The sequence below is a fragment of the Nonomuraea pusilla genome (assembly GCF_900109355.1).
GTDB lineage: Bacteria > Actinomycetota > Actinomycetes > Streptosporangiales > Streptosporangiaceae > Nonomuraea > Nonomuraea pusilla.
In genome coordinates this window covers 436,444-453,417 of record NZ_FOBF01000005.1, presented here as the reverse complement: position 1 = coordinate 453,417, position 16,974 = coordinate 436,444, and the positions used below count along the sequence as shown (strand labels likewise).

Here is a 16,974-nt window from a genome sequence, read left to right as displayed (position 1 = left end):
CGTATTCACCCGGCCGGGCCGCTGGGCTTACCGTCGAGACGTGGCCACCCCCCGCCTGCTCACGTTCGCCCTCGCGGCCCTGACGAGCCTGCTCGCAGGCGCCGGGGTCGTGCTGGCGGTGATCGGCGGTGACGGGCGGGCGACGACGGAGTTCGCCGCCGGCGTGACGCTGGCGCTCCCCTCCGCGGCGCTCGGGACGGTGATCGCCGTCCGGCGTCCCGCCAGCATGGTCGGACCCCTGCTCGTGCTGGTCGGCACCGCGGCGGTATGGGTCACCGTCGGCGACCTCTACGCGAGCGCCGTCGCCCGGCAGCCGCGCCTGCCGCTCTCGGCGCTGTACGCGGCCCTGTCGCAGGGCGACTGGATGTTCCTGTACGTGCCGGCGGCGCTCCTCATGCTGGTGTTCCCCGACGGGCGGCTCCCGGGACGCCGGTGGCGCTGGGCCGTCGTCGGGCTGCTGACCGTTCCTGTGCTCTTCATGCTCATCGTGGCGTCCGACCCAGGCTCCTACCGGCCGCCGTTCGAGTCCACGCCGCGCCTCCTGCTGCTCCCGGCCCCCTACCAGCCGGTGGTGCGGGCGGCGTCCATCGCGCTGCTGCCGGTCTTCCTCGGGCTGCTGGTCGCGTCCGCGACGGCGGTGGCGCTCCGCTACCGGAGGGCGACAGGGGAGGTGGCGCGGGCCCAGCTCAAGTGGTTCGCGCTCGGGGCCGCCTGCCTGCCGCTGACCCTGCTGCTCTGCTGGGCGAGCTACCTGTTCCTCGGCGGTCCCGAGCTGGCGCTCGCGGGCCTCGCGGCGACAGCCCTCGCGATCCCGGCGGCGACCGCGATCGCCGTGCTGCGGCACGACCTCTACGACATCGACCGCGCGATCAGCGCCGCCGTCACCTACGGCCTGGTGACCGCGATCCTGCTGGCCTTCTACACGGCCGCCTCGTTCCTGGCGGGCCTCGGCGCGGGCCGGAGCTCGCCCGTCGCCGCCGCCGCGGGCACCGCCGTCTGCGCCGCCGCGCTGTCCCCCCTGCGCGTACGGCTCCAGCGCTGGGTCGACCGCCGGTTCTACCCGGCCCGGCAGGCCGTGCTGACCGCCGTCGAAGAGCTGCGGGGACGTACGCACGCGGGCCAGGCGCAGCCCGAGGAACTGGAGGCCACCCTGCGCGCGGCGCTGCGCGACCCCGCGCTGCGGGTCGGCTACCGGCTGCCCGGCGCGTCCGGGCTGGTCGACGCGGCCGGAGCTCCGGTGGACCCCGGCGACGCCTTCGCCGCACCCGTACGACTCGGCGGCCACGACATCGGCGCCGTCGTCCGCGGCGGCGCCGGCACGCGGGAGCTGCTGCGCGAGGCGGCCTCCGCGGGCGCGCTGCTCATCGAGGTGGTCCGGCTGCGCATCGAGGTGAGCAGGGCGCTCGACGAGGCCGAGGCGAGCCGGGCGCGGATCCTGCACGCCGGGTACGAGGAGCGGCGGCGGCTCGAACGCGACCTGCACGACGGCGCGCAGCAGCGCCTCGTCTCCCTCGGCATGGCGATCCGGCTCGCGCAGCGCCACCTCCACGACGGCGCGCTCGACGCGCACGGGCTGCTGGACCAGTGGGTGGCGGAGCTGGCCGCCGCCGTCACCGAACTGCGGCAGATCGCGCACGGCCTGCGGCCGAGCAGCCTCGACGACGGGCTCGGCAACGCCCTGTCCATGCTGGCCGGCACGGTGCCGGTGCCCGTGACCCTCGACGTGGCGGCCGACCTGGCGGCCGGCGACCTGCCGGACGACGTGGCGATGACCGCCTACTACGTGGCCAGCGAGGCGGTGACCAACGCGGTCAAGCACGCCGGGCCCGCCACCATCGGAGTCCGCGTCAGCCGGGCCGGCGACCGGGTCACCGTGCGGGTCAGCGACGACGGGCCAGGAGGGGCCGAGATCCGCCCGGGAACCGGCCTGGCGGGACTCGCCGACAGGGTGCAGGCGGCCGGGGGCGCGCTGCGGCTGTCCAGCCCGGCGGGCGGCGGCACCCAGGTCGAGGCGGTGCTGCCGTGCGCGTGGTGATCGGCGAGGACTCCGCCCTGTTCCGCGAGGGACTGGCCCGCCTGCTCGCCGACGCCGGGCACGAGGTGGTGGCCAAGGCACACGACGCCCCCGGGCTGATCGCCGCCGTCGCCACCGCCGACCCCGACCTCGCGATCATCGACGTCCGGATGCCGCCCGACCTCACCGACGACGGCGCCCGAGCGGCCCGCCTGATCCGCGACACCCACCCCGACCTGGGCATCGTCCTGCTCTCCCAGCACGTCGAGACGCGGCACTCCGTCGACCTGGTGTCCCTAGGCAGGTTCGGCTACATGCTCAAGGACCGGGTGTTCGACGTCGACGACTTCGTCGACTCGCTGGAGCGGGTCGCGGCCGGCGGCTCCGCCCTCGATCCCGAGGTCGTCTCCCGCCTCATCGGCGCCCGCCGGGCCGCCGACCCCCTGGCGTCGCTGAGCGCGCGGGAACGCGAGGTCCTGGCCCTGATGGCGGAGGGCCGCACGAACGTCGGCATCGCCCGCCGCCTCTGGCTGACCGACCGCACCGTGGAGACCCACGTCAGCTCGATCCTCGCCAAACTCGGCCTCGCCACCTCCGACGAGGACCACCGCCGCGTCCTCGCCGTCCTCCTCTACCTCAACCACCCGTGACAGGAACCACTACTCGGTGTCCTTGGGATGCCGCGGCAACGCATGGACCACCCAAACAGTACGGGCGACGTCATCAACGGCATAACGCACGCGCCCACCGCCGGTGACCGCTCCCCCGCCAGGCGGGCGATCGCCTCCGTCTCCTCGCGCAGCACGTCCCAGGGCACCCTGCTCCAGTCCGACGCGGCGAGCACTCCGGGCGGGCCCGAGGACATCACGTGCTTGCCGGGATACGTGACGGCGCCCTCGGGAAACTGCACCAGACGGGCCCCTGCGGCGGCCGCCTCCCGCATCAGATCGCGTATCCCCGCACCGCTCTCCCGCAACGTCGCGGGCTCGGTGGGATCCTCAGGCACCGCACTCTGCGCAACCGCGAGCCGTAACGTCCTCGCCGACGACATACCTCATCATCATGCACCAGGACGTTGTCCGGAGCCCCGGCATTGAGTCACGCCGCGGGGGCGCGGGGGCTGATCCGCACCTCCAGGTCAGCGTCCAGGGCCTTGGCCAGACGCTCAAGGACCGGCAACGTCGGCACGGTCCCGCCGGCCTCGAAGCGGGCCACGGCCGACTGCGTCATGTCGGCCCTGTCGGCCAGTTCGCGCTGGCTCCAACAACGGGATTCGCGCATCTGCCGTACGGTACGACCGAGCTCGAAGGCCAGACGGGCTGCGTCATAGGCTTCGGCCGCCCCCGGCTCCGCCAGCCGTCGCTCCCTGAGATCGGCCCACTCGGTCATCGCCACTCCTCGTCCACCGTATGCGCCTCGTCCTTGCATCGGCGCAGTGCCCGGCGTGCACGGTCCACTTCTCGATCTTCCCTCATCCGCGTCTTGCGGAACACCGTCAGAAGGATGATCCGCCGACCCGAGGCGATCCAATACGAGATCCGAATCGTCGCATCGTCCAGGTAGAACCGGAGCTCACGGAGCTTGCCGTCAAGCTGTCGCGCATACGGCTCTCCCAGCAATGGACCTTGCGCCGCCAGGAGATCGATGGAGAAAGCCGCTCGCGCGAACGACTCGGCCGAGAGCTTCTCAAGCCACTCGCGAACCTCCGGTTCAAGTTCCACATTACCCCAGGCCATAGCAGCAATGCTATGAGCGAAGGCCGACGCCGGTCTGGCCGATGGCAGAACTGCTCACTCTTTGTCAGCATTCGACTACGCTTGCTGTTCCCGTCGACAGGCGGACCTCCGGCTACGGTGTCGCAGACCTTGCGGTCGCCGGTTGCCTTCTCCGCCTCGGTGACCGGAAGATGTCTCCGCTCCGGCCTTCACGTGATGCCGTTGATGCCGGTGTTTCGCTTCAGGTGGCACCTGTGCCTGTCGTGGGTGGGAGTCTCTGGGCGGAGGCGGCGAGCCGGGTCGCGAGGGCGGCGACGAGGTCGCGGAGGGTGTCCGGTCGCTCGATGACGAACGGCCGGTCGAGCGACGCGAGCACCGGAGGAAGCCAGTCGAGCCGCTCCACGCGCAGCTCGACCCGGAGCCAGCCCTCGGTGGCGGCGTCCGTGCCGCCAGGGGGCTCCTCCACGGTCGCGACGGCGGCGGGGAGCCGGGCGCGGATCTGCTCGACCGTCGCCTGGATGCGCAGGACCACCTCATGCCGGTACGGGGCCGTGGCCAGCGCGGACAGGACGCGCTGCGCGGGATCGACCCCGGCGGGCGGCTCGAACGAGCCGGGCAGGGTCCTCGCGTCCGCGATGCGATCCAGCCGGAAGGTCCGGTCCTCGCCGATCCCGGGATCCGTGCCCGTGACGTACCACCGGCCCGAATGGGCGACGAGCCCGTACGGATGCAGCGTGCGTTCGCTGCGCCGGCCGTCGGCGGCGGTGTACCTGATCGAGACGGGCCGGTGATGGCGGACCGCGTCGGCGATGGAGAGCAGGACCGCGGTCTCCGGCGTGTCGGGCCGGCCGGGCGGAGCCGTGAAGGCGAGGGATTCGAGCACGGTGTCGAGCCTGCGGGCGAGCCGTTCGGGCAGGACGCGCCGGATCTTGGCCGCCGCCGTCTCGCCCGCCGTGCCCGCCGCCGTCTCGCGCGCCGTCTCGCCCGCCGTGCCCGCCGCCGTCTCGCGCGCCGTCTCGCCCGCCGTGCCCGTCGCCGTGCCCATCTTCGTGCCCGTTGTCGTGCCCGTTGTCGTGCCCGTCGCCGTCGTCAGCCCGGCCCTGCGACCGGCGACCAGGCCGAGCAGCACGGCGAGCGCTTCGTCGTCGCTCAGCATGAGCGGGGGCAGGCGGTACCCGGGGCCGAGCCGGTATCCGCCGTAGCGGCCGCGTACCGACTCGACGGGCACGTCGAGGTCGATCAGGTGGTCCACGTAGCGCCGCACCGTGCGCTCGTCGACGCCGAGCCGGTCGGCGAGCTCGGCCATGGTGCGGGTGCCGCCCGACTGCAGGAGCTCCAGCAGGGTGAGCACGCGATGAGTGGGTCGAGCCATGTCACACAACTTAGCGACGATAGTGGACGTTTTCTGTCCAGTATCAGTCCTAGTGTGCCGTGGGAGAACGACCCCGACCAACAGGGAGATCACCATGGACTTCGTCTCGATCCGCATCATCACGGGCGACGTCGCGCGCCTCGCCGGCTTCTACGAACGAGCCACGGGCGTACGGGCCAGGTGGTCCAGCGAGGACTTCGCCGAGCTCGTAACCGCCTCCGCCACCCTCGCGATCGGCAGCACGCGCACCGTCCCGCTCTTCGCGCCCGGCGCCGCCGGTCCGGCCGACAACCGCAGCGTGATCGTCGAGTTCCTCGTGGAGGACGTGGACGGCGTGCGTCAGAACCTGGCCGGCTTCGTCGAGGAGTTCGTCACCGAGCCGACCACGATGCCCTGGGGCAACCGGTCGCTCCTGGTGCGCGACCCCGACGGCAACCTGGTCAACTTCTTCACCCCCGTCACCCCGGCCGCCGTCGCGAAGTTCGCTCGCTGACGACGTCGCGACCCCCACCCCGCGCGGGCGCCGACCGCCTCACGGTCTGGTGCCTTCGGGGAAGCCGGTCCAGCGGAGGGCGGGTGGGAGGTGGCTCATGTCGTTGAACATCACGAGCGTGGGCGGCAGGCCGTCGCGGTACTCGATGACCGTCAGCGCGGTGTTGGCGCTGTTCAGGCCGAGCCACCGGGACGGCGGCGCGTCCAGTGCGTGCCGCACCAGCCACGCGATCGGGTAGGCGTGCGTCACCAGGACCTCGTGGGTGCCGGGCCGGGCCCGTTCCATGGACGTGCCGGGTGGCTTCGCGAACCGGGCCACCAGGGCCTCGGCGAGTCTCCGGCCCGAGGCCGCCTCGTTCTCGTCGTACCCGTCGAAGAAGCCCGCCCAGGAAGGGGGCGTCTCGGCCGCGCCGGGAACGTGGGGCACGTGGTCGGCGAGTTCGGCGGCCTCGGCCACGGGCACGTCCGGTAGGTGGCGGGCGAGTTCGCGCGCGCTCGCCGCGGCGCGTGGCAGCGGGGAGTGCCACACGGCGTCGACGGGTACGCCGGCGAGCCGCTCGCCCAGCAGGCCGGACTGTCGGCGCCCGATGTCGGTGAGCTCCCCGAAAGCGTCGGCCGCGCCGTGACGTGCCAGGTAGAGGCGTCGCATCGTCATGCCTGCGCAGGGGGAGGCCGGTACGGGCCCTTCCCGTCGGTGGATCACGCGTTCGTGGCGGTGACGGTGCCGGCGGTGCCGTCGACGGTGACGACGGTGCCGTCGCGGAGCCTGCCCGTCGCGTTCGGGATGCCGAGGACGGCGGGGATGGCGTGTTCCCGAGCGACGATCGCGGCGTGGGAGAGCACGCCTCCGGCTTCCGTGACGACGCCGCCGGCGATGCGCAGCAGCGGCGTCCAGGCGGGGTCGGTGAAGGGGCAGACGAGGACGTCGCCCGGGCGCACGCGGGCGAAGTCCCCGGGGCCGCGGACGATCCTCGCGGTGCCGGTCACGGTCCCGTGGCTGCCCGGCGTCCCGGTGAGCGCGGCGGCGGGGGCGACCGTGGCGTCCCGGACGCCGGGAGGCGACGCCGGCGGCGGGGGTGCGGCGGTGACCGGCCGTGCCTGCAGAACCCAGGTACGGCCGCCGGCGATCGCCCACTCGACGTCCTGAGGTCCACCGCGTACGGCGGCGATCCGCCGGCCGAGCTCGGCCAGCCGCCTGGCGGTCACGTCGTCGAGCACCGGCTGGTTCCTGTCGGCGGCGGGCACGTCGCGGACGACGAGCCGGGCGCCGCGCCGGTCGAGGCGCCGCCGTTTGTCCGCGACGGTGCGGGTGACCGACCCGTCCTCGGCGACGCGGTACGCGTCAGGGGTGACCTTGCCCTCGACCACGCTGGGGCCGAGACCCCAGCATGCCTCGATCCGGGTCGCGTCGTCGGGGTCGGCGGGCGTGAACATGACCCCGGCCGCCTCGGCGTCCAGATGGCGTTGGACGATGACGGCCATCAGGAGCTCCCCGGACGGTCCGTCGTCGTGGCCGGAGGCGGCCCGGTAGGCGATGGCACGCGGGGAGAACAGCGAGGCCCAGCAGGCGCGTACGGCCCTCGCGACCTCACCGGCTCCGTGCACGGCGAGGAAGCTGTCGTGCTGACCGGCCGCCGACGCCTGGCCGGTGTCCTCCTTCGCCGCCGACGACCTGACCGCGACGGGCGGATCGCCGAGTTCGTCGAGGGCGCGTCCCAGCGCGTCGATCACGGCGGCGTGGAGGGTGCGGGCCTCGATCGTCCGCCGCGCCGCATCGAGGTCGTCGGGCTCGCCGGCGAACCGGCCGGGGTCCAGGTCGCGTACGGCGGCGAGGTAGGCGGCGAACGGGACGACGAAGCCGTCGGGGACCGGCAGACCCGCGCGGAGCAGCGCGCCGAGCGCGGCGGCCTTGCCCCCGCAGGTGTCGGCGACGGCCTCCTTGAGGGGTACGATCATCCGCTCCGCCCTTCAACAGAAGATTGACAACAATTTGTTGATTGTGCATGCTCTCCCCATGGATGGCAACCACCACATCGGGCACGGCGCACACGCCGACCACGCCCAGGCGCAGCGTGAGCAGGACGCGCGCGAACGTCTTCTGAGGCTGGGCGCGGACGAGCTGGACGCCCGCCCGTGGCGCCCCGCACCCGCCCCGCCGTCCGCGGTCGACCTCGCGCACTTCGCCGTCTGGCGCTGGGCCGACCTCGACCAGGAAGACATCCTGAACGCGCTCGCGCTCCTGCCCGCCGCGCGCGCCGAGGTCGAAGGACTCGAAACCGCCCTGCTGTTCACGGCCCGCAGCGCGGGACTGACCTGGGCGCAGATGGCGCACGCGATGGGATTCAACTCCCCGCAGGCGTGCCAGCAGCGGTACACGCGCCTGACGGCGCGGCAGGACGCCGACTCGTGACCCGGGACTCCCCGCACGACCTGCTGGTCCTGCACGCCGTGCGCATCACCGGGTTCGCCGACACCCCGGTGATCGCCCGCCGGTACGGGCTCGACACGACCACGACGGAAGAGGCGCTGCGCGACGCCGAGGCGCGTGGCTGGGTCGCGCACACCGCCTTCGCCGGCACTGGAGGCTGGTCGCTGACCGGACCGGGGCGGGCCGAGAACGAGCGCCGGCTCGCGGCCGAGCTGTCCCGCGTCGGCGCCGCCGACGAGGTGCGGGACGTCTACCGCGCGTTCCTGCCGCTGAACGCGATCCTGCTGCAAGCCTGCACCGACTGGCAGCTCCGGCCCACGGCCGGCGATCGGCTCGCCGTGAACGACCACTCCGATCCCTCCTGGGACGCCGGAGTGCTCCATGAGCTCGCCTGCGTCGACCGGGCGCTCACGCCGCTGGCGCACCGGCTCGGTCGCGTCCTCACACGGTTCCGCGGCTACGACACCCGCTTCGCCGCGGCCCTGGCGCGGGCCCGGGCCGGGGAGGGCGCCTGGGTCGACCGCACCGACGTGGACTCCTGCCATCGCGTCTGGTTCGAGCTCCACGAGGACCTCATCGCCACACTCGGCCTCGACCGCCACGCACACCCCTGACCCGCCCCAGGGCACCGGCCCGCTGCCGCCACGGCGGTGCTCGCCGCGGGCTCGTGGGCCGCGCCTCAAGCAAGGGAGCGATCAGCGCGAGCGATCAGCGCTGGGGCAGACTAGGAGGCATGCTGCACGGGCGCGAGGCGGAACAGTCGGCCATAGATCGCCTGCTGGCCGACCGCACCGGTGTGCTGATCCTCCGCGGCGAGGCGGGCATCGGGAAGACCGCGCTGCTGGAGTACGCCGCCTCCGCCGCCCAGGGGCGCGTGCTGCGGGTGAGCGGGGTCGAGTCGGAGGCCGAGCTGCCGTTCGCCGCCCTGCACCTGCTGCTCCACCCGATGCTCGACCGCATCGAGGCGCTGCCGGGACAGCAGGCGGACGCCTTGTTGAGCGCGCTGGGGCTGGGCAGGGCGGCGCCCGGTGACCGCTTCCTCATCCGGCTCGCCACCCTGAGCCTGCTGACCGAGGTGGCGGCCGATCAACCGCTGGTATGCCTGGTGGACGACGCCCAGTGGCTGGACCAGGAGTCGGCGGACGCCCTGATGTTCGCGGCCCGCCGCCTCCACGCCGAACCGATCGCCGTCATCTTCGCCGTACGTGACGACGGAACGTCTTTCCCGGCCTCCGGCCAGCCGGAGCTGCGTCTGGCCGGGCTGCCCCCGGTGTCGGCCGCAAGCCTGCTCGCCGAGCGGTCGGGCGAGCTGGCTCTGGCCGTCCGCGAGCTGATCATGGCTGAGGCGCAGGGCAATCCGCTGGCGCTGCTCGAACTGCCACGGACGCTCACACCCGAGCAACGAGCCGGAGCCTCCGTGCCGCTGGCCTTCTCCCTCGGCGGAGCCGAGCCCGTCTCCAGCCGGGTCCTGGCGGGCTTCCGCACGAGGATCGGGGAGCTTCCCGCCGCGTCCCGCTCCTGCTTGCTGGTGGCGGCGCTCCACGACAGCGGCGACCTCCACACGCTCGACCGCGCCCTGCACGGCATGGGCGTCTCGCTCACCGACTTCGCTCCCGCCGAACGCGCGGGGCTGGCCCGGGTCGACGCGGCGGGCGTCACCTTCCGCCATCCCCTGATCCGTACGGCGGCGCGGCTGGCGGCGGACGTGGCCCAGCGGATGGCCGCACACCGCGCGCTGGCCGAGGTCACCGACGATGACCGCCGCGCCTGGCATCTCGCGGCGGTGGCCACCGGCCCCGACGAGCAGGTGGCGCGGGAACTGGAGGAGGTGGCCAGGCGTGCCGCCGGGCGCGGCGGCCAGGCGGCCGCCTCGGCGGGGTACGAGCGGGCGGCGCGCCTGTCGGCCGATCCGGTGGCACGGGCACGCCGGTGGACCGCCGCCGCGACCGCCGCTCTGGACGCCGGTCTGTGGCCGCGGGCCGAGGAGCTGACCCGCCACGCCTCGCCGTCGGCGTCGGACCCGTCGGTGGTGGCCGAGCTGGCACGGGTGCGGGGGATCCTGGCCTTCCACGCGGGCCGCCCGCTGGAGGCCACCCGGCTGCTCCACGCCGGTGTCGAGGCCCTGGCGGGGGCCGACCCGGAGATGGCGCTGTCCATGCTGAGCCTGGCCAGCATCTACACCTGGAGCACGCGGCCGCACCCCGATCAGGTCGTCCTGGCCCGGCGCACCGTCGCGCTCACCCCGCCCGTCGAAGGGCCGCTGAGCGTGATCAACGAGTTCAACCGGCAGATGCTGCACCTGCTGGAAGGCGACGTCATGGCCGCCATCAACCTGCCCGCCGATCTGGGGCACCAGCCGGAGATCCCGTTTGAGATGCGGGTCATGGCGGCCAATGTCGGCTTCATCCACGGCGACCAGACCGTCATGTTGGAGGACGCCGGCGACCTGGTCGCCGAATGCCGCAGGGCCGGACGGGTCGGGCGCCTGCCGCAGGCCATGATGCTGCAGGCGGCGGCGCAGATCCTCAGCGGGCGCCATCGTGCCGCGCGGGCCAGCGTGAGCGAGGGGTTGCAGATCGCGGAGGACATCGACCAGCCGTACTGGCACCGCTACCTCACCGGCGTCTCCGCCTGGCTCGCGGCGGCGGCCGGGGCCGAGGAGGAGTGCCGCGAGCTGATGGCGCGAGCACGCGAAGGCGACGTGTGGATGACCGGCACCGCGTGGGCCACCTACGCGTCCATCATGCTGGACCTGGGAGCGGGCCGCTACGCGTCGGTGCTGGAGTGCATGGACGGGATCGCCGCCGGAACCACCCGGCACGCGTTCATCTGGAGGTACGCCTATCCGCAGTACGTCGAGGCCGCCGTCCGCATGGACGCCGCCGGCCGGGCCAGGGAGGCGCTCGAACGCTTCACCACGTGGGTGCGGGCCGTCCGGCGGCCGTGGGCGATGGCCGTACTGGAGCGCTGCCACGCCCTGGTGACCGGCGACGGCACGGCCTACGAGCGGGCGCTGGCCCTGCACCGCGAGGGCGATCAGCCGTTCGAGCAGGCCCGGACGGAGTTGCTGTACGGCGAGTGGCTGCGGCGGCACCAGCGCCGCGCCGAGGCGCGAACGCATCTGAACGCGGCCATGGAGACCTTCGCCCAGCTCGGCGCCACCCCCTGGTTCGAACGCGCGGCGGCCGAACTGCGCGCCACCGGCGCACCGCTGTCCCCTCGTCACCGCAGCCAGGACGTGCTGACGGCGCTCACCCCGCAGGAGCTCCACGTGGTACGGCTGGCGGCGAGCGGCGCCTCCAACCGGGACATCGCCTCGCAACTGTTCCTGAGCCCGCGCACTGTCGCCTACCACCTGTACAAGGCCTTTCCGAAGCTGGGCGTCAACTCGCGTGCCGAGCTCGGCAGATTCGTCTTCGCGTAAGTACCTCACCGGGCGGTCGTGATTACCTAAGCGGGCCGCCGGACCCCGCCGGCCACTCACGTCATGTGACGGAGGCGGTCCGGTGCCGCCGGTTCCTACCGTCGACCGCATGAGCATTCCCACCTATTCACTCGCGGAGCGGGACCGGCGCTGGGCGCTCGCTCGCGAGATCATGGAAGCCGAGGATGTGCAGGCGCTCATCGCGTACGGTGAGCACGAGTGCGTCGACCTCGCCCCCTTCGCTCCGGACGTCTACTTCACCAACGACCGGCCCGGGGCGATCGTCATCTTCTGCCGCGACGCCGACCCCATCGAGCTGACCTGGTCGACGCTCCCCGTCGCCGACCACATCCAGGCGGGCAGACGAGGCGAGACCCTGTGGATCCCCCCGGAGCGCATCCGCGTCGCCAAGCACGCCGCCGGTGTCGTGGAGGTCCTCCGGGAACACCGGCTGGAGGCGGCGTCGGTCGGCGTGCTGGGGCTGGACCCCTACCCCCCGTTCCACATCAATCCGATCATGCCGCACGGGCTGTGGTCCGCGGTGCTGGCCGAGCTGCCCGAGGTGACCTTCAAACCCGTCGGGCTGAGCTACCTGTTCGCCACCGTCTGCCAGTCCGATGAGGAGCTCGCGGTCATCCGGCACTCCGCCGAGACCGGCGACGCCATGGCCGCCGCCATGCTGGAGGTGGCACGGCCGGGCGTCAGCGAAGCCGACGTCTACGCGGCCGGCATGGCGGCGGCGTTCCGGCGCGGCCTGGCCGCCCCCGGCATGCTGCTGTCGTCCGGCCCCGGGTTCGTCTCCTGGGGGCCGCCCGCCTGGTCGTACCGGCCGCAGGCGCCACGGACGATCGAGGAGGGCGACGTCGTCATGGCGGAGGTGTTCTGCCGCTTCGGCATGAAGGAGACCCAGCACCAGGTCGCCATCGCCGTCGGCGAGCCGCACCCCGACATCGAGGCCGGCGCGAAGGTGGCCCGTGCCAGCTACGAGGCCGGATTGGCCGCGGCTCGTCCGGGCAACACGTTCGGCGACATGGTGGAGGCCATGGAGGGCCCGCTGCGGGACGCCGACGCCTGGAACGTCCACCCGTTGGTCCACACCCTCAACCCGATGGGCCCCGTCTGCGGCTTCGGGGCGGGCCTGCGCAGGCTGCCCGAGGCGGCGCGGTACGGGCGGCTGTTCGACCTGCCCACCATGGGCGGCGAGCTGCCCCTGGCCCCCGGGATGACCTTCGCGTTCGAACCCAACGCCGTGATCGGCGAGCGCCTGACCAACCTCGGCGGAACCGTCGTCATCGGCGAGGACGGCCCCGTCGAGCTCAACCCGTTCACCGCTCAGCTGCTGAGGAGCCAGTCATGATCACCGTCGACCACGTCGCCGGATTCCCCCACGCTCCGGGGACGGTCTTCGCCGTCCTGTCCGACATCGCGGGGTATCCCGCCTGGCAGTCGGACGTGCTGGAGGCCCGCGTCGAGGGCCCGCTCCGTGAGGGCGCGCCGGTCAGCCAGGTGCGCAAGGTGATGGGGCGGCGCACCGAGCTGGACCTCACCGTCGACGACTACGTCCCGGGCGAGCAGATCACCTTGCGGACCGCTCCCGGCGCCCGTCCCGGCGTGACCCAGAAGTACGCGGTGCGGCAGTCCGGCGACGGCTGCGAGGTCGAGTTCCGGCTGGAACTCGACGGTGTGCCGAGAATGGCCGAGCATCTGGTCCGCGCGCAGCTCGGCAAGCAGGTGCCGCTGCTGTTCGAGCGGCTCGGCGCGCTGCTGGAGGCATGATGCGAGACCATCACGTCATCCTCGACCGGGAGTTGGCCGAGCGGCCGAGCGGGTACGCGGGGCCGAACCTCTCGCCGTCCGGCCTGCGGCTGGTGCCTCACACGCTGGCGGACGGCGTACACGCGCTCATGGCCAACATTCCTCCCAAGGACAACAACGGGCTCGTCTCCGGCCGCGACGCCGCCCTCGTCATCGACGCGGGGATCACCCCGGCGGTCTCCGAGCAGATCCTGTCGCTGGCCGGCGAGCTGACCGACCGGCCGGTGCGGTTCCTGGTCAACACGACCTACCACGGGGACCACACCTTCGGTAACCAGGCGTTCCCCGCGGACACCGTCATCGTGTCGTCGCGGGCGAACAAGGAGAACATGACCGACCTCGGCTACGAGAAGCAGGTCAGGTCGGGGAACATGTACGGCGATGAGGCCGTCTTCGACACGGTGACCAGGTGGCGGACCCCGGATGTCGTCTTCGACTCCTTCGCCGAGATCGATCTGGGCGGGCGGGCGGTCCAGCTCTGGCACTTCGGCCCCGGCAACGGTCCCGGCGACACCGTCGTCTACGCGCCGGACGCCCGCGTCGCCTGGGTGGGCAATCTCCTGTGCCACGAGGGCATCGCCCCGATGCTGCTGCAGGGCGGCCCGGAGCCGTACCTCCGCACGCTGCGCGCCATGAAGGCGGCGCTGCCCGGCCTGGAGACGATCGTGCCCGGGCACGGGCCCGCCGGTGACGGCCACGCCGCCATCGACTGGCTGGTCACGTACCTGGAGCGCCTCCATGACGAGGTCGTCACGGCAGTGGAGGCGGGCCGCACGGTGGAGGAGACCATGGCGGCCTGCACCGACCCGTGGGCGGAGCGGCTGACCCCGGCGCTGGCGGCCGCGATGGCGCGGTACAAGGTCCCCCAGGACATCGCCCAGCAGGCCATGCTCGCCCTGTGCCGCAACCTGCACCGGCTCAACGTCCTGGCCACCTACCGCCTCTACACGCGCTGACGAGCGGTGGCGGCGACGGCTCCGCCGGCCGTCGCAGCCACCGCCCCCTGTGCTCAGTCGTCCAGGTGCGCCCGGGACCGTCCCGGGCGCTACGCCTCGCCGGAGGTCAGGCCGACAGGGCAGGCGACCCCCGTGCCGCCGAGGCCGCAGTAGCCGTCCGGGACCTTGAACAAGTACTGCTGGTGATACTCCTCCGCGTAGTAGAAGGGGCCCGCGGGGGCGAGTTCGGTGGTGATGGGGCCGTGGCCGGCTGCCGTCAGCACCTTCTGGTACGCCTCGCGCGACGCCTCGGCCGCCTTCTGCTGCTCGGGCGTGTGGTGGTAGATGGCCGACCGGTACTGGCTGCCGACGTCGTTGCCCTGGCGCATGCCCTGCGTCGGGTCGTGGGACTCCCAGAAGACCTTGAGCAGCTCCTCGTACGAGATCCGCTCGGGGTCGTAGACGACGCGGACGACCTCGGCGTGGCCGGTGAGGCCGGTGCACACCTCCTCGTACGTGGCGTTGCGCGTGTAGCCGCCCTGGTAGCCCACGGCGGTGCTGACGACGCCGGGGAGCCGCCAGAAGGCGCGCTCCGCGCCCCAGAAGCAGCCGAGCCCGAAGTCGGCCACCTGGGTGCCCGGAGGGTACGGCGGGGCGAGCGGGGCGTCGAGGACGGCGTGCCGCGCGGGCACCCGCATCTCCTCGTCGCGGCCCGGCAGGGCCTCCTCGGGTCGGACCATGGATGTCTTGTAGCCGCCGAACAGCCAGCCCATACGGATCCACCTCCAGTAGCCAAGCCTACGCCAGCGCCAACGCTTAAGCCGATCTAAACATTTCCATATAGCGGACGACATTTGTGTTTAAGGGTGGTAATGCCCGACTATGGGGTACATGCCTGACTATCGGCGCGGTGTGCTGTTCGGGATCGCCGCCTACAGCATGTGGGGACTCTTCCCTCTCTACTGGCCTCTCCTGAAGCCGTCCGGGGCCGTGGAGATCCTCGCGCACCGGATGGTGTGGTCGCTGGCCGCGGTGGCCGTCGTCCTCCTGGTGCGCAGGCACTGGTCGTGGATGCGCGAGCTGCTGAGGCAGCCGGCCAAGCTCGGCCTGCTCGCCCTCGCGGCCGTCGTCATCACCGTCAACTGGGGCACCTACATCTACGCCGTCAACACCGGCCACGTCGTCGAGAGCGCGCTGGGCTACTTCATCAACCCGCTGGTCAGCGTGGTGTTCGGGGTGGTGCTGCTGCGCGAGCGGCTGCGCCCCCTGCAGTGGATCGCGGTCGGCTTCGGCGCGCTCGCCGTGCTGCTGCTGACCCTCGACTACGGCAGGCTGCCGTGGATCGCGCTCACGCTCGCCGTCAGCTTCGGCGTGTACGGGCTGCTGAAGAAGCAGGCCAACGTGGGCGCCGCGGAGAGCCTCACGGTCGAGACGCTGGTGCTGCTGCTGCCCGCGCTCGGCTACCTCGGCTACCTGCAGGTGGCCGGCCAGTCGACGTTCGGCGACCAGGGGGCGGGCCACGCGCTGCTGCTCGTGGGGGCCGGCGTCATCACGGCCATCCCGCTGCTGTGCTTCACCGCCTCGGCCATCAGGGTGCCGCTGAGCACGATCGGCCTGCTGCAGTACATCGCGCCGATCCTGCAGTTCCTGGTGGGCGTGCTGATCGCCAAGGAGGTCATGCCGTCGAGCCGGTGGATCGGCTTCTCGATCGTCTGGCTGGCGCTGGCCATCTTCACGTACGACAGCATCCGGGCGGTCCGCGAGACCGCCCGGATCAGGAAGTCAGCCCGAGCGCTCGACCACGTAGTCACATAGCGCCAGAAACGCGGCCTTGGCGGGGATGTCGGGAAGGGCGGAGATGTCGTTCCGGGCCCGGTCCACCCACGCCTCCAGCTCCGCGCGCGCCCGCGCCATCGCCGGGTGCGCGCGCAGCAGCGTCAGCGCCTCCTCGACGTCCTCCTCGGCCACCGGCCCCGCCAGCAGCTCGGACAGCCGCGGCGAGTCGCCGGACGCGAGCGCGTACAGCACGGGAAGGGTCTTGACGCCCTCGCGCAGGTCGGTGCCGGGCGTCTTGCCCGACTGCGTCGCCGAGGACGCCACGTCGAGCAGGTCGTCGCCGAGCTGCCAGGCCACGCCGACGGCCTCGCAGGCGCGGCTCAGCCGCTCCTCCACGTCGGCGGGGGCGCCCGACAGCAGCGCGCCGAACCGGCCGGACGCCGCGATCAGCGACCCCGTCTTGTCGGCGAGCACGCTCAGGTAGTGGGCGACGGGGTCCTCCCCCGCGCGCGGCCCGATCGTCTCGCGGATCTGCCCCTGCACCAGGCGCGAGAACGTCTGGGCCTGGATGCGGATCAGCTCGGGGCCGAGGTCGGCCAGGAGGTCGGACGCCTGGGCGAACAGGTAGTCGCCCGTCAGGATGGCCACGGTGTTGTCCCACCGGGCGTTGGCGGACGGCGAGCCCCGGCGCACCGGGGCCTCGTCCATCACGTCGTCGTGGTAGAGCGAGCCCAGGTGGGTGAGCTCGATCACCACGGCGCCGGGCACGACGCCCGGCGCCGACGGGTCTCCGAACTGCGCGGCCAGCAGCACCATCAGGGTGCGGAAGCGCTTGCCTCCCGCCTCGATGAGGTGCTTGGACGCCTCCGTGACGAAGGCGTCCTCGCTCTCCACGGACGAACGCAGCAGCTTCTCGACCGCGGCCAGTCCGTTGGCCACGTCCTGCGCCAACCGCTCGTCCTCGATGGGAAGGTCAACCACGGGAGGCGCGGACATACGAGAT

At 72.7% G+C, this 16,974-nt stretch carries 17 protein-coding genes; 10 read left to right on the top strand and 7 right to left on the bottom strand.

What is annotated here, in order from left to right:
- Positions 1-40: 40 nt before the first annotated feature.
- On the top strand, positions 41-2,035 hold the full coding sequence (locus tag BMX74_RS13920; protein ID WP_091100615.1) for a sensor histidine kinase: 1,995 nt from the start codon (positions 41-43) through the stop codon (positions 2,033-2,035).
- Positions 2,023-2,664 carry a response regulator transcription factor gene (locus BMX74_RS13915; protein ID WP_091100613.1) on the top strand — a complete coding sequence of 214 codons (642 nt, stop codon included), beginning with the start codon at positions 2,023-2,025 and terminating at the stop codon, positions 2,662-2,664. The genes BMX74_RS13920 and BMX74_RS13915 overlap by 13 nt, the downstream gene beginning before the upstream one ends.
- A gap of 448 nt (positions 2,665-3,112) precedes the next feature.
- Here BMX74_RS13915 and BMX74_RS13910 read toward each other — a convergent pair whose 3' ends face one another.
- The 3 genes from BMX74_RS13910 to BMX74_RS13900 form a co-directional block, all read right to left on the bottom strand.
- Positions 3,113-3,403: a helix-turn-helix domain-containing protein gene (locus BMX74_RS13910; RefSeq protein ID WP_055504676.1), complete on the bottom strand. Its 291-nt coding sequence runs from the start codon at positions 3,401-3,403 to the stop codon at positions 3,113-3,115.
- On the bottom strand, positions 3,400-3,750 hold the full coding sequence (locus tag BMX74_RS13905) for a type II toxin-antitoxin system RelE/ParE family toxin (protein WP_055504675.1): 351 nt from the start codon (positions 3,748-3,750) through the stop codon (positions 3,400-3,402). The genes BMX74_RS13910 and BMX74_RS13905 overlap by 4 nt, the downstream gene beginning before the upstream one ends.
- A gap of 220 nt (positions 3,751-3,970) precedes the next feature.
- Positions 3,971-5,101: a helix-turn-helix transcriptional regulator gene (locus tag BMX74_RS13900; RefSeq protein ID WP_055504674.1), complete on the bottom strand. Its 1,131-nt coding sequence runs from the start codon at positions 5,099-5,101 to the stop codon at positions 3,971-3,973.
- Positions 5,102-5,195: 94 nt separating this feature from the next.
- On the opposite strand from BMX74_RS13900, the gene BMX74_RS13895 reads away from it, so the two are divergent.
- Positions 5,196-5,594 carry a VOC family protein gene (locus BMX74_RS13895; RefSeq protein WP_055504673.1) on the top strand — a complete coding sequence of 133 codons (399 nt, stop codon included), beginning with the start codon at positions 5,196-5,198 and terminating at the stop codon, positions 5,592-5,594.
- A gap of 39 nt (positions 5,595-5,633) precedes the next feature.
- Here the strand turns inward: BMX74_RS13895 and BMX74_RS13890 are convergent, their stop codons facing one another.
- A complete protein-coding gene (locus BMX74_RS13890; protein ID WP_055504672.1) occupies positions 5,634-6,248 on the bottom strand; it encodes a histidine phosphatase family protein in 615 nt (204 codons plus the stop codon).
- 44 nt (positions 6,249-6,292) lie between these two features.
- Positions 6,293-7,549, bottom strand: a complete 1,257-nt coding sequence (locus BMX74_RS13885; protein ID WP_055504671.1) for a PEP/pyruvate-binding domain-containing protein — start codon at positions 7,547-7,549, stop codon at positions 6,293-6,295.
- A gap of 58 nt (positions 7,550-7,607) precedes the next feature.
- Between BMX74_RS13885 and BMX74_RS13880 the strand changes: the two genes are divergently transcribed.
- The 6 genes from BMX74_RS13880 to BMX74_RS13855 all read left to right on the top strand — a co-directional run bounded on the left by BMX74_RS13880 (position 7,608) and on the right by BMX74_RS13855 (position 14,216).
- Positions 7,608-8,003, top strand: coding sequence for a hypothetical protein (locus BMX74_RS13880; RefSeq protein WP_055504670.1), 396 nt, complete (start codon positions 7,608-7,610; stop codon positions 8,001-8,003).
- On the top strand, positions 8,000-8,635 hold the full coding sequence (locus BMX74_RS13875; protein WP_055504669.1) for a hypothetical protein: 636 nt from the start codon (positions 8,000-8,002) through the stop codon (positions 8,633-8,635). The genes BMX74_RS13880 and BMX74_RS13875 overlap by 4 nt, the downstream gene beginning before the upstream one ends.
- Positions 8,636-8,754: 119 nt before the next feature.
- Positions 8,755-11,445 carry a helix-turn-helix transcriptional regulator gene (locus BMX74_RS13870; protein WP_055504668.1) on the top strand — a complete coding sequence of 897 codons (2,691 nt, stop codon included), beginning with the start codon at positions 8,755-8,757 and terminating at the stop codon, positions 11,443-11,445.
- Positions 11,446-11,554: 109 nt separating this feature from the next.
- Positions 11,555-12,802 (top strand): M24 family metallopeptidase, encoded by a 1,248-nt coding sequence (locus BMX74_RS13865; protein ID WP_055505396.1) that lies wholly within the window; start codon positions 11,555-11,557, stop codon positions 12,800-12,802.
- Positions 12,799-13,221, top strand: a complete 423-nt coding sequence (locus BMX74_RS13860) for an SRPBCC family protein (protein WP_091100611.1) — start codon at positions 12,799-12,801, stop codon at positions 13,219-13,221. Before BMX74_RS13865 ends, BMX74_RS13860 begins: the two co-directional genes overlap by 4 nt.
- Positions 13,218-14,216 (top strand): MBL fold metallo-hydrolase, encoded by a 999-nt coding sequence (locus BMX74_RS13855; RefSeq protein WP_201784612.1) that lies wholly within the window; start codon positions 13,218-13,220, stop codon positions 14,214-14,216. Before BMX74_RS13860 ends, BMX74_RS13855 begins: the two co-directional genes overlap by 4 nt.
- Positions 14,217-14,305: 89 nt before the next feature.
- On the opposite strand, the gene msrA is transcribed toward BMX74_RS13855, so the two are convergent.
- The gene (gene msrA / locus BMX74_RS13850) at positions 14,306-14,968 is read right to left on the bottom strand and encodes a peptide-methionine (S)-S-oxide reductase MsrA (RefSeq protein ID WP_055504665.1); all 663 of its coding nucleotides are present in this window, start codon (positions 14,966-14,968) and stop codon (positions 14,306-14,308) included.
- 118 nt (positions 14,969-15,086) lie between these two features.
- Between msrA and rarD the strand changes: the two genes are divergently transcribed.
- A complete protein-coding gene (gene rarD / locus BMX74_RS13845; RefSeq protein ID WP_055505395.1) occupies positions 15,087-16,010 on the top strand; it encodes an EamA family transporter RarD in 924 nt (307 codons plus the stop codon).
- On the opposite strand, the gene BMX74_RS13840 is transcribed toward rarD, so the two are convergent.
- Entirely contained in the window at positions 15,978-16,967 is a 990-nt protein-coding gene (locus tag BMX74_RS13840; RefSeq protein WP_055504664.1) for a polyprenyl synthetase family protein, read from the bottom strand. The two genes, rarD and BMX74_RS13840, sit on opposite strands and share 33 nt — an antisense overlap.
- Between the last annotated feature and the right edge of the window lie 7 nt (positions 16,968-16,974).

Coding starts and splice junctions, on each gene's coding strand:
- BMX74_RS13910 (WP_055504676.1), bottom strand. CDS start 3,403: ATGACCGAGTGGGCCGATCTCAGGGAGCGACGGCTGGCGGAGCCGGGG.
- BMX74_RS13870 (WP_055504668.1), top strand. CDS start 8,755: ATGCTGCACGGGCGCGAGGCGGAACAGTCGGCCATAGATCGCCTGCTG.
- BMX74_RS13880 (WP_055504670.1), top strand. CDS start 7,608: ATGGATGGCAACCACCACATCGGGCACGGCGCACACGCCGACCACGCC.
- msrA (WP_055504665.1), bottom strand. CDS start 14,968: ATGGGCTGGCTGTTCGGCGGCTACAAGACATCCATGGTCCGACCCGAG.
- BMX74_RS13890 (WP_055504672.1), bottom strand. CDS start 6,248: ATGACGATGCGACGCCTCTACCTGGCACGTCACGGCGCGGCCGACGCT.
- BMX74_RS13885 (WP_055504671.1), bottom strand. CDS start 7,549: ATGATCGTACCCCTCAAGGAGGCCGTCGCCGACACCTGCGGGGGCAAG.
- BMX74_RS13905 (WP_055504675.1), bottom strand. CDS start 3,750: ATGGCCTGGGGTAATGTGGAACTTGAACCGGAGGTTCGCGAGTGGCTT.
- BMX74_RS13900 (WP_055504674.1), bottom strand. CDS start 5,101: ATGGCTCGACCCACTCATCGCGTGCTCACCCTGCTGGAGCTCCTGCAG.
- BMX74_RS13840 (WP_055504664.1), bottom strand. CDS start 16,967: ATGTCCGCGCCTCCCGTGGTTGACCTTCCCATCGAGGACGAGCGGTTG.
- BMX74_RS13865 (WP_055505396.1), top strand. CDS start 11,555: ATGAGCATTCCCACCTATTCACTCGCGGAGCGGGACCGGCGCTGGGCG.
- BMX74_RS13855 (WP_201784612.1), top strand. CDS start 13,218: ATGATGCGAGACCATCACGTCATCCTCGACCGGGAGTTGGCCGAGCGG.
- rarD (WP_055505395.1), top strand. CDS start 15,087: ATGCCTGACTATCGGCGCGGTGTGCTGTTCGGGATCGCCGCCTACAGC.
- BMX74_RS13895 (WP_055504673.1), top strand. CDS start 5,196: ATGGACTTCGTCTCGATCCGCATCATCACGGGCGACGTCGCGCGCCTC.
- BMX74_RS13860 (WP_091100611.1), top strand. CDS start 12,799: ATGATCACCGTCGACCACGTCGCCGGATTCCCCCACGCTCCGGGGACG.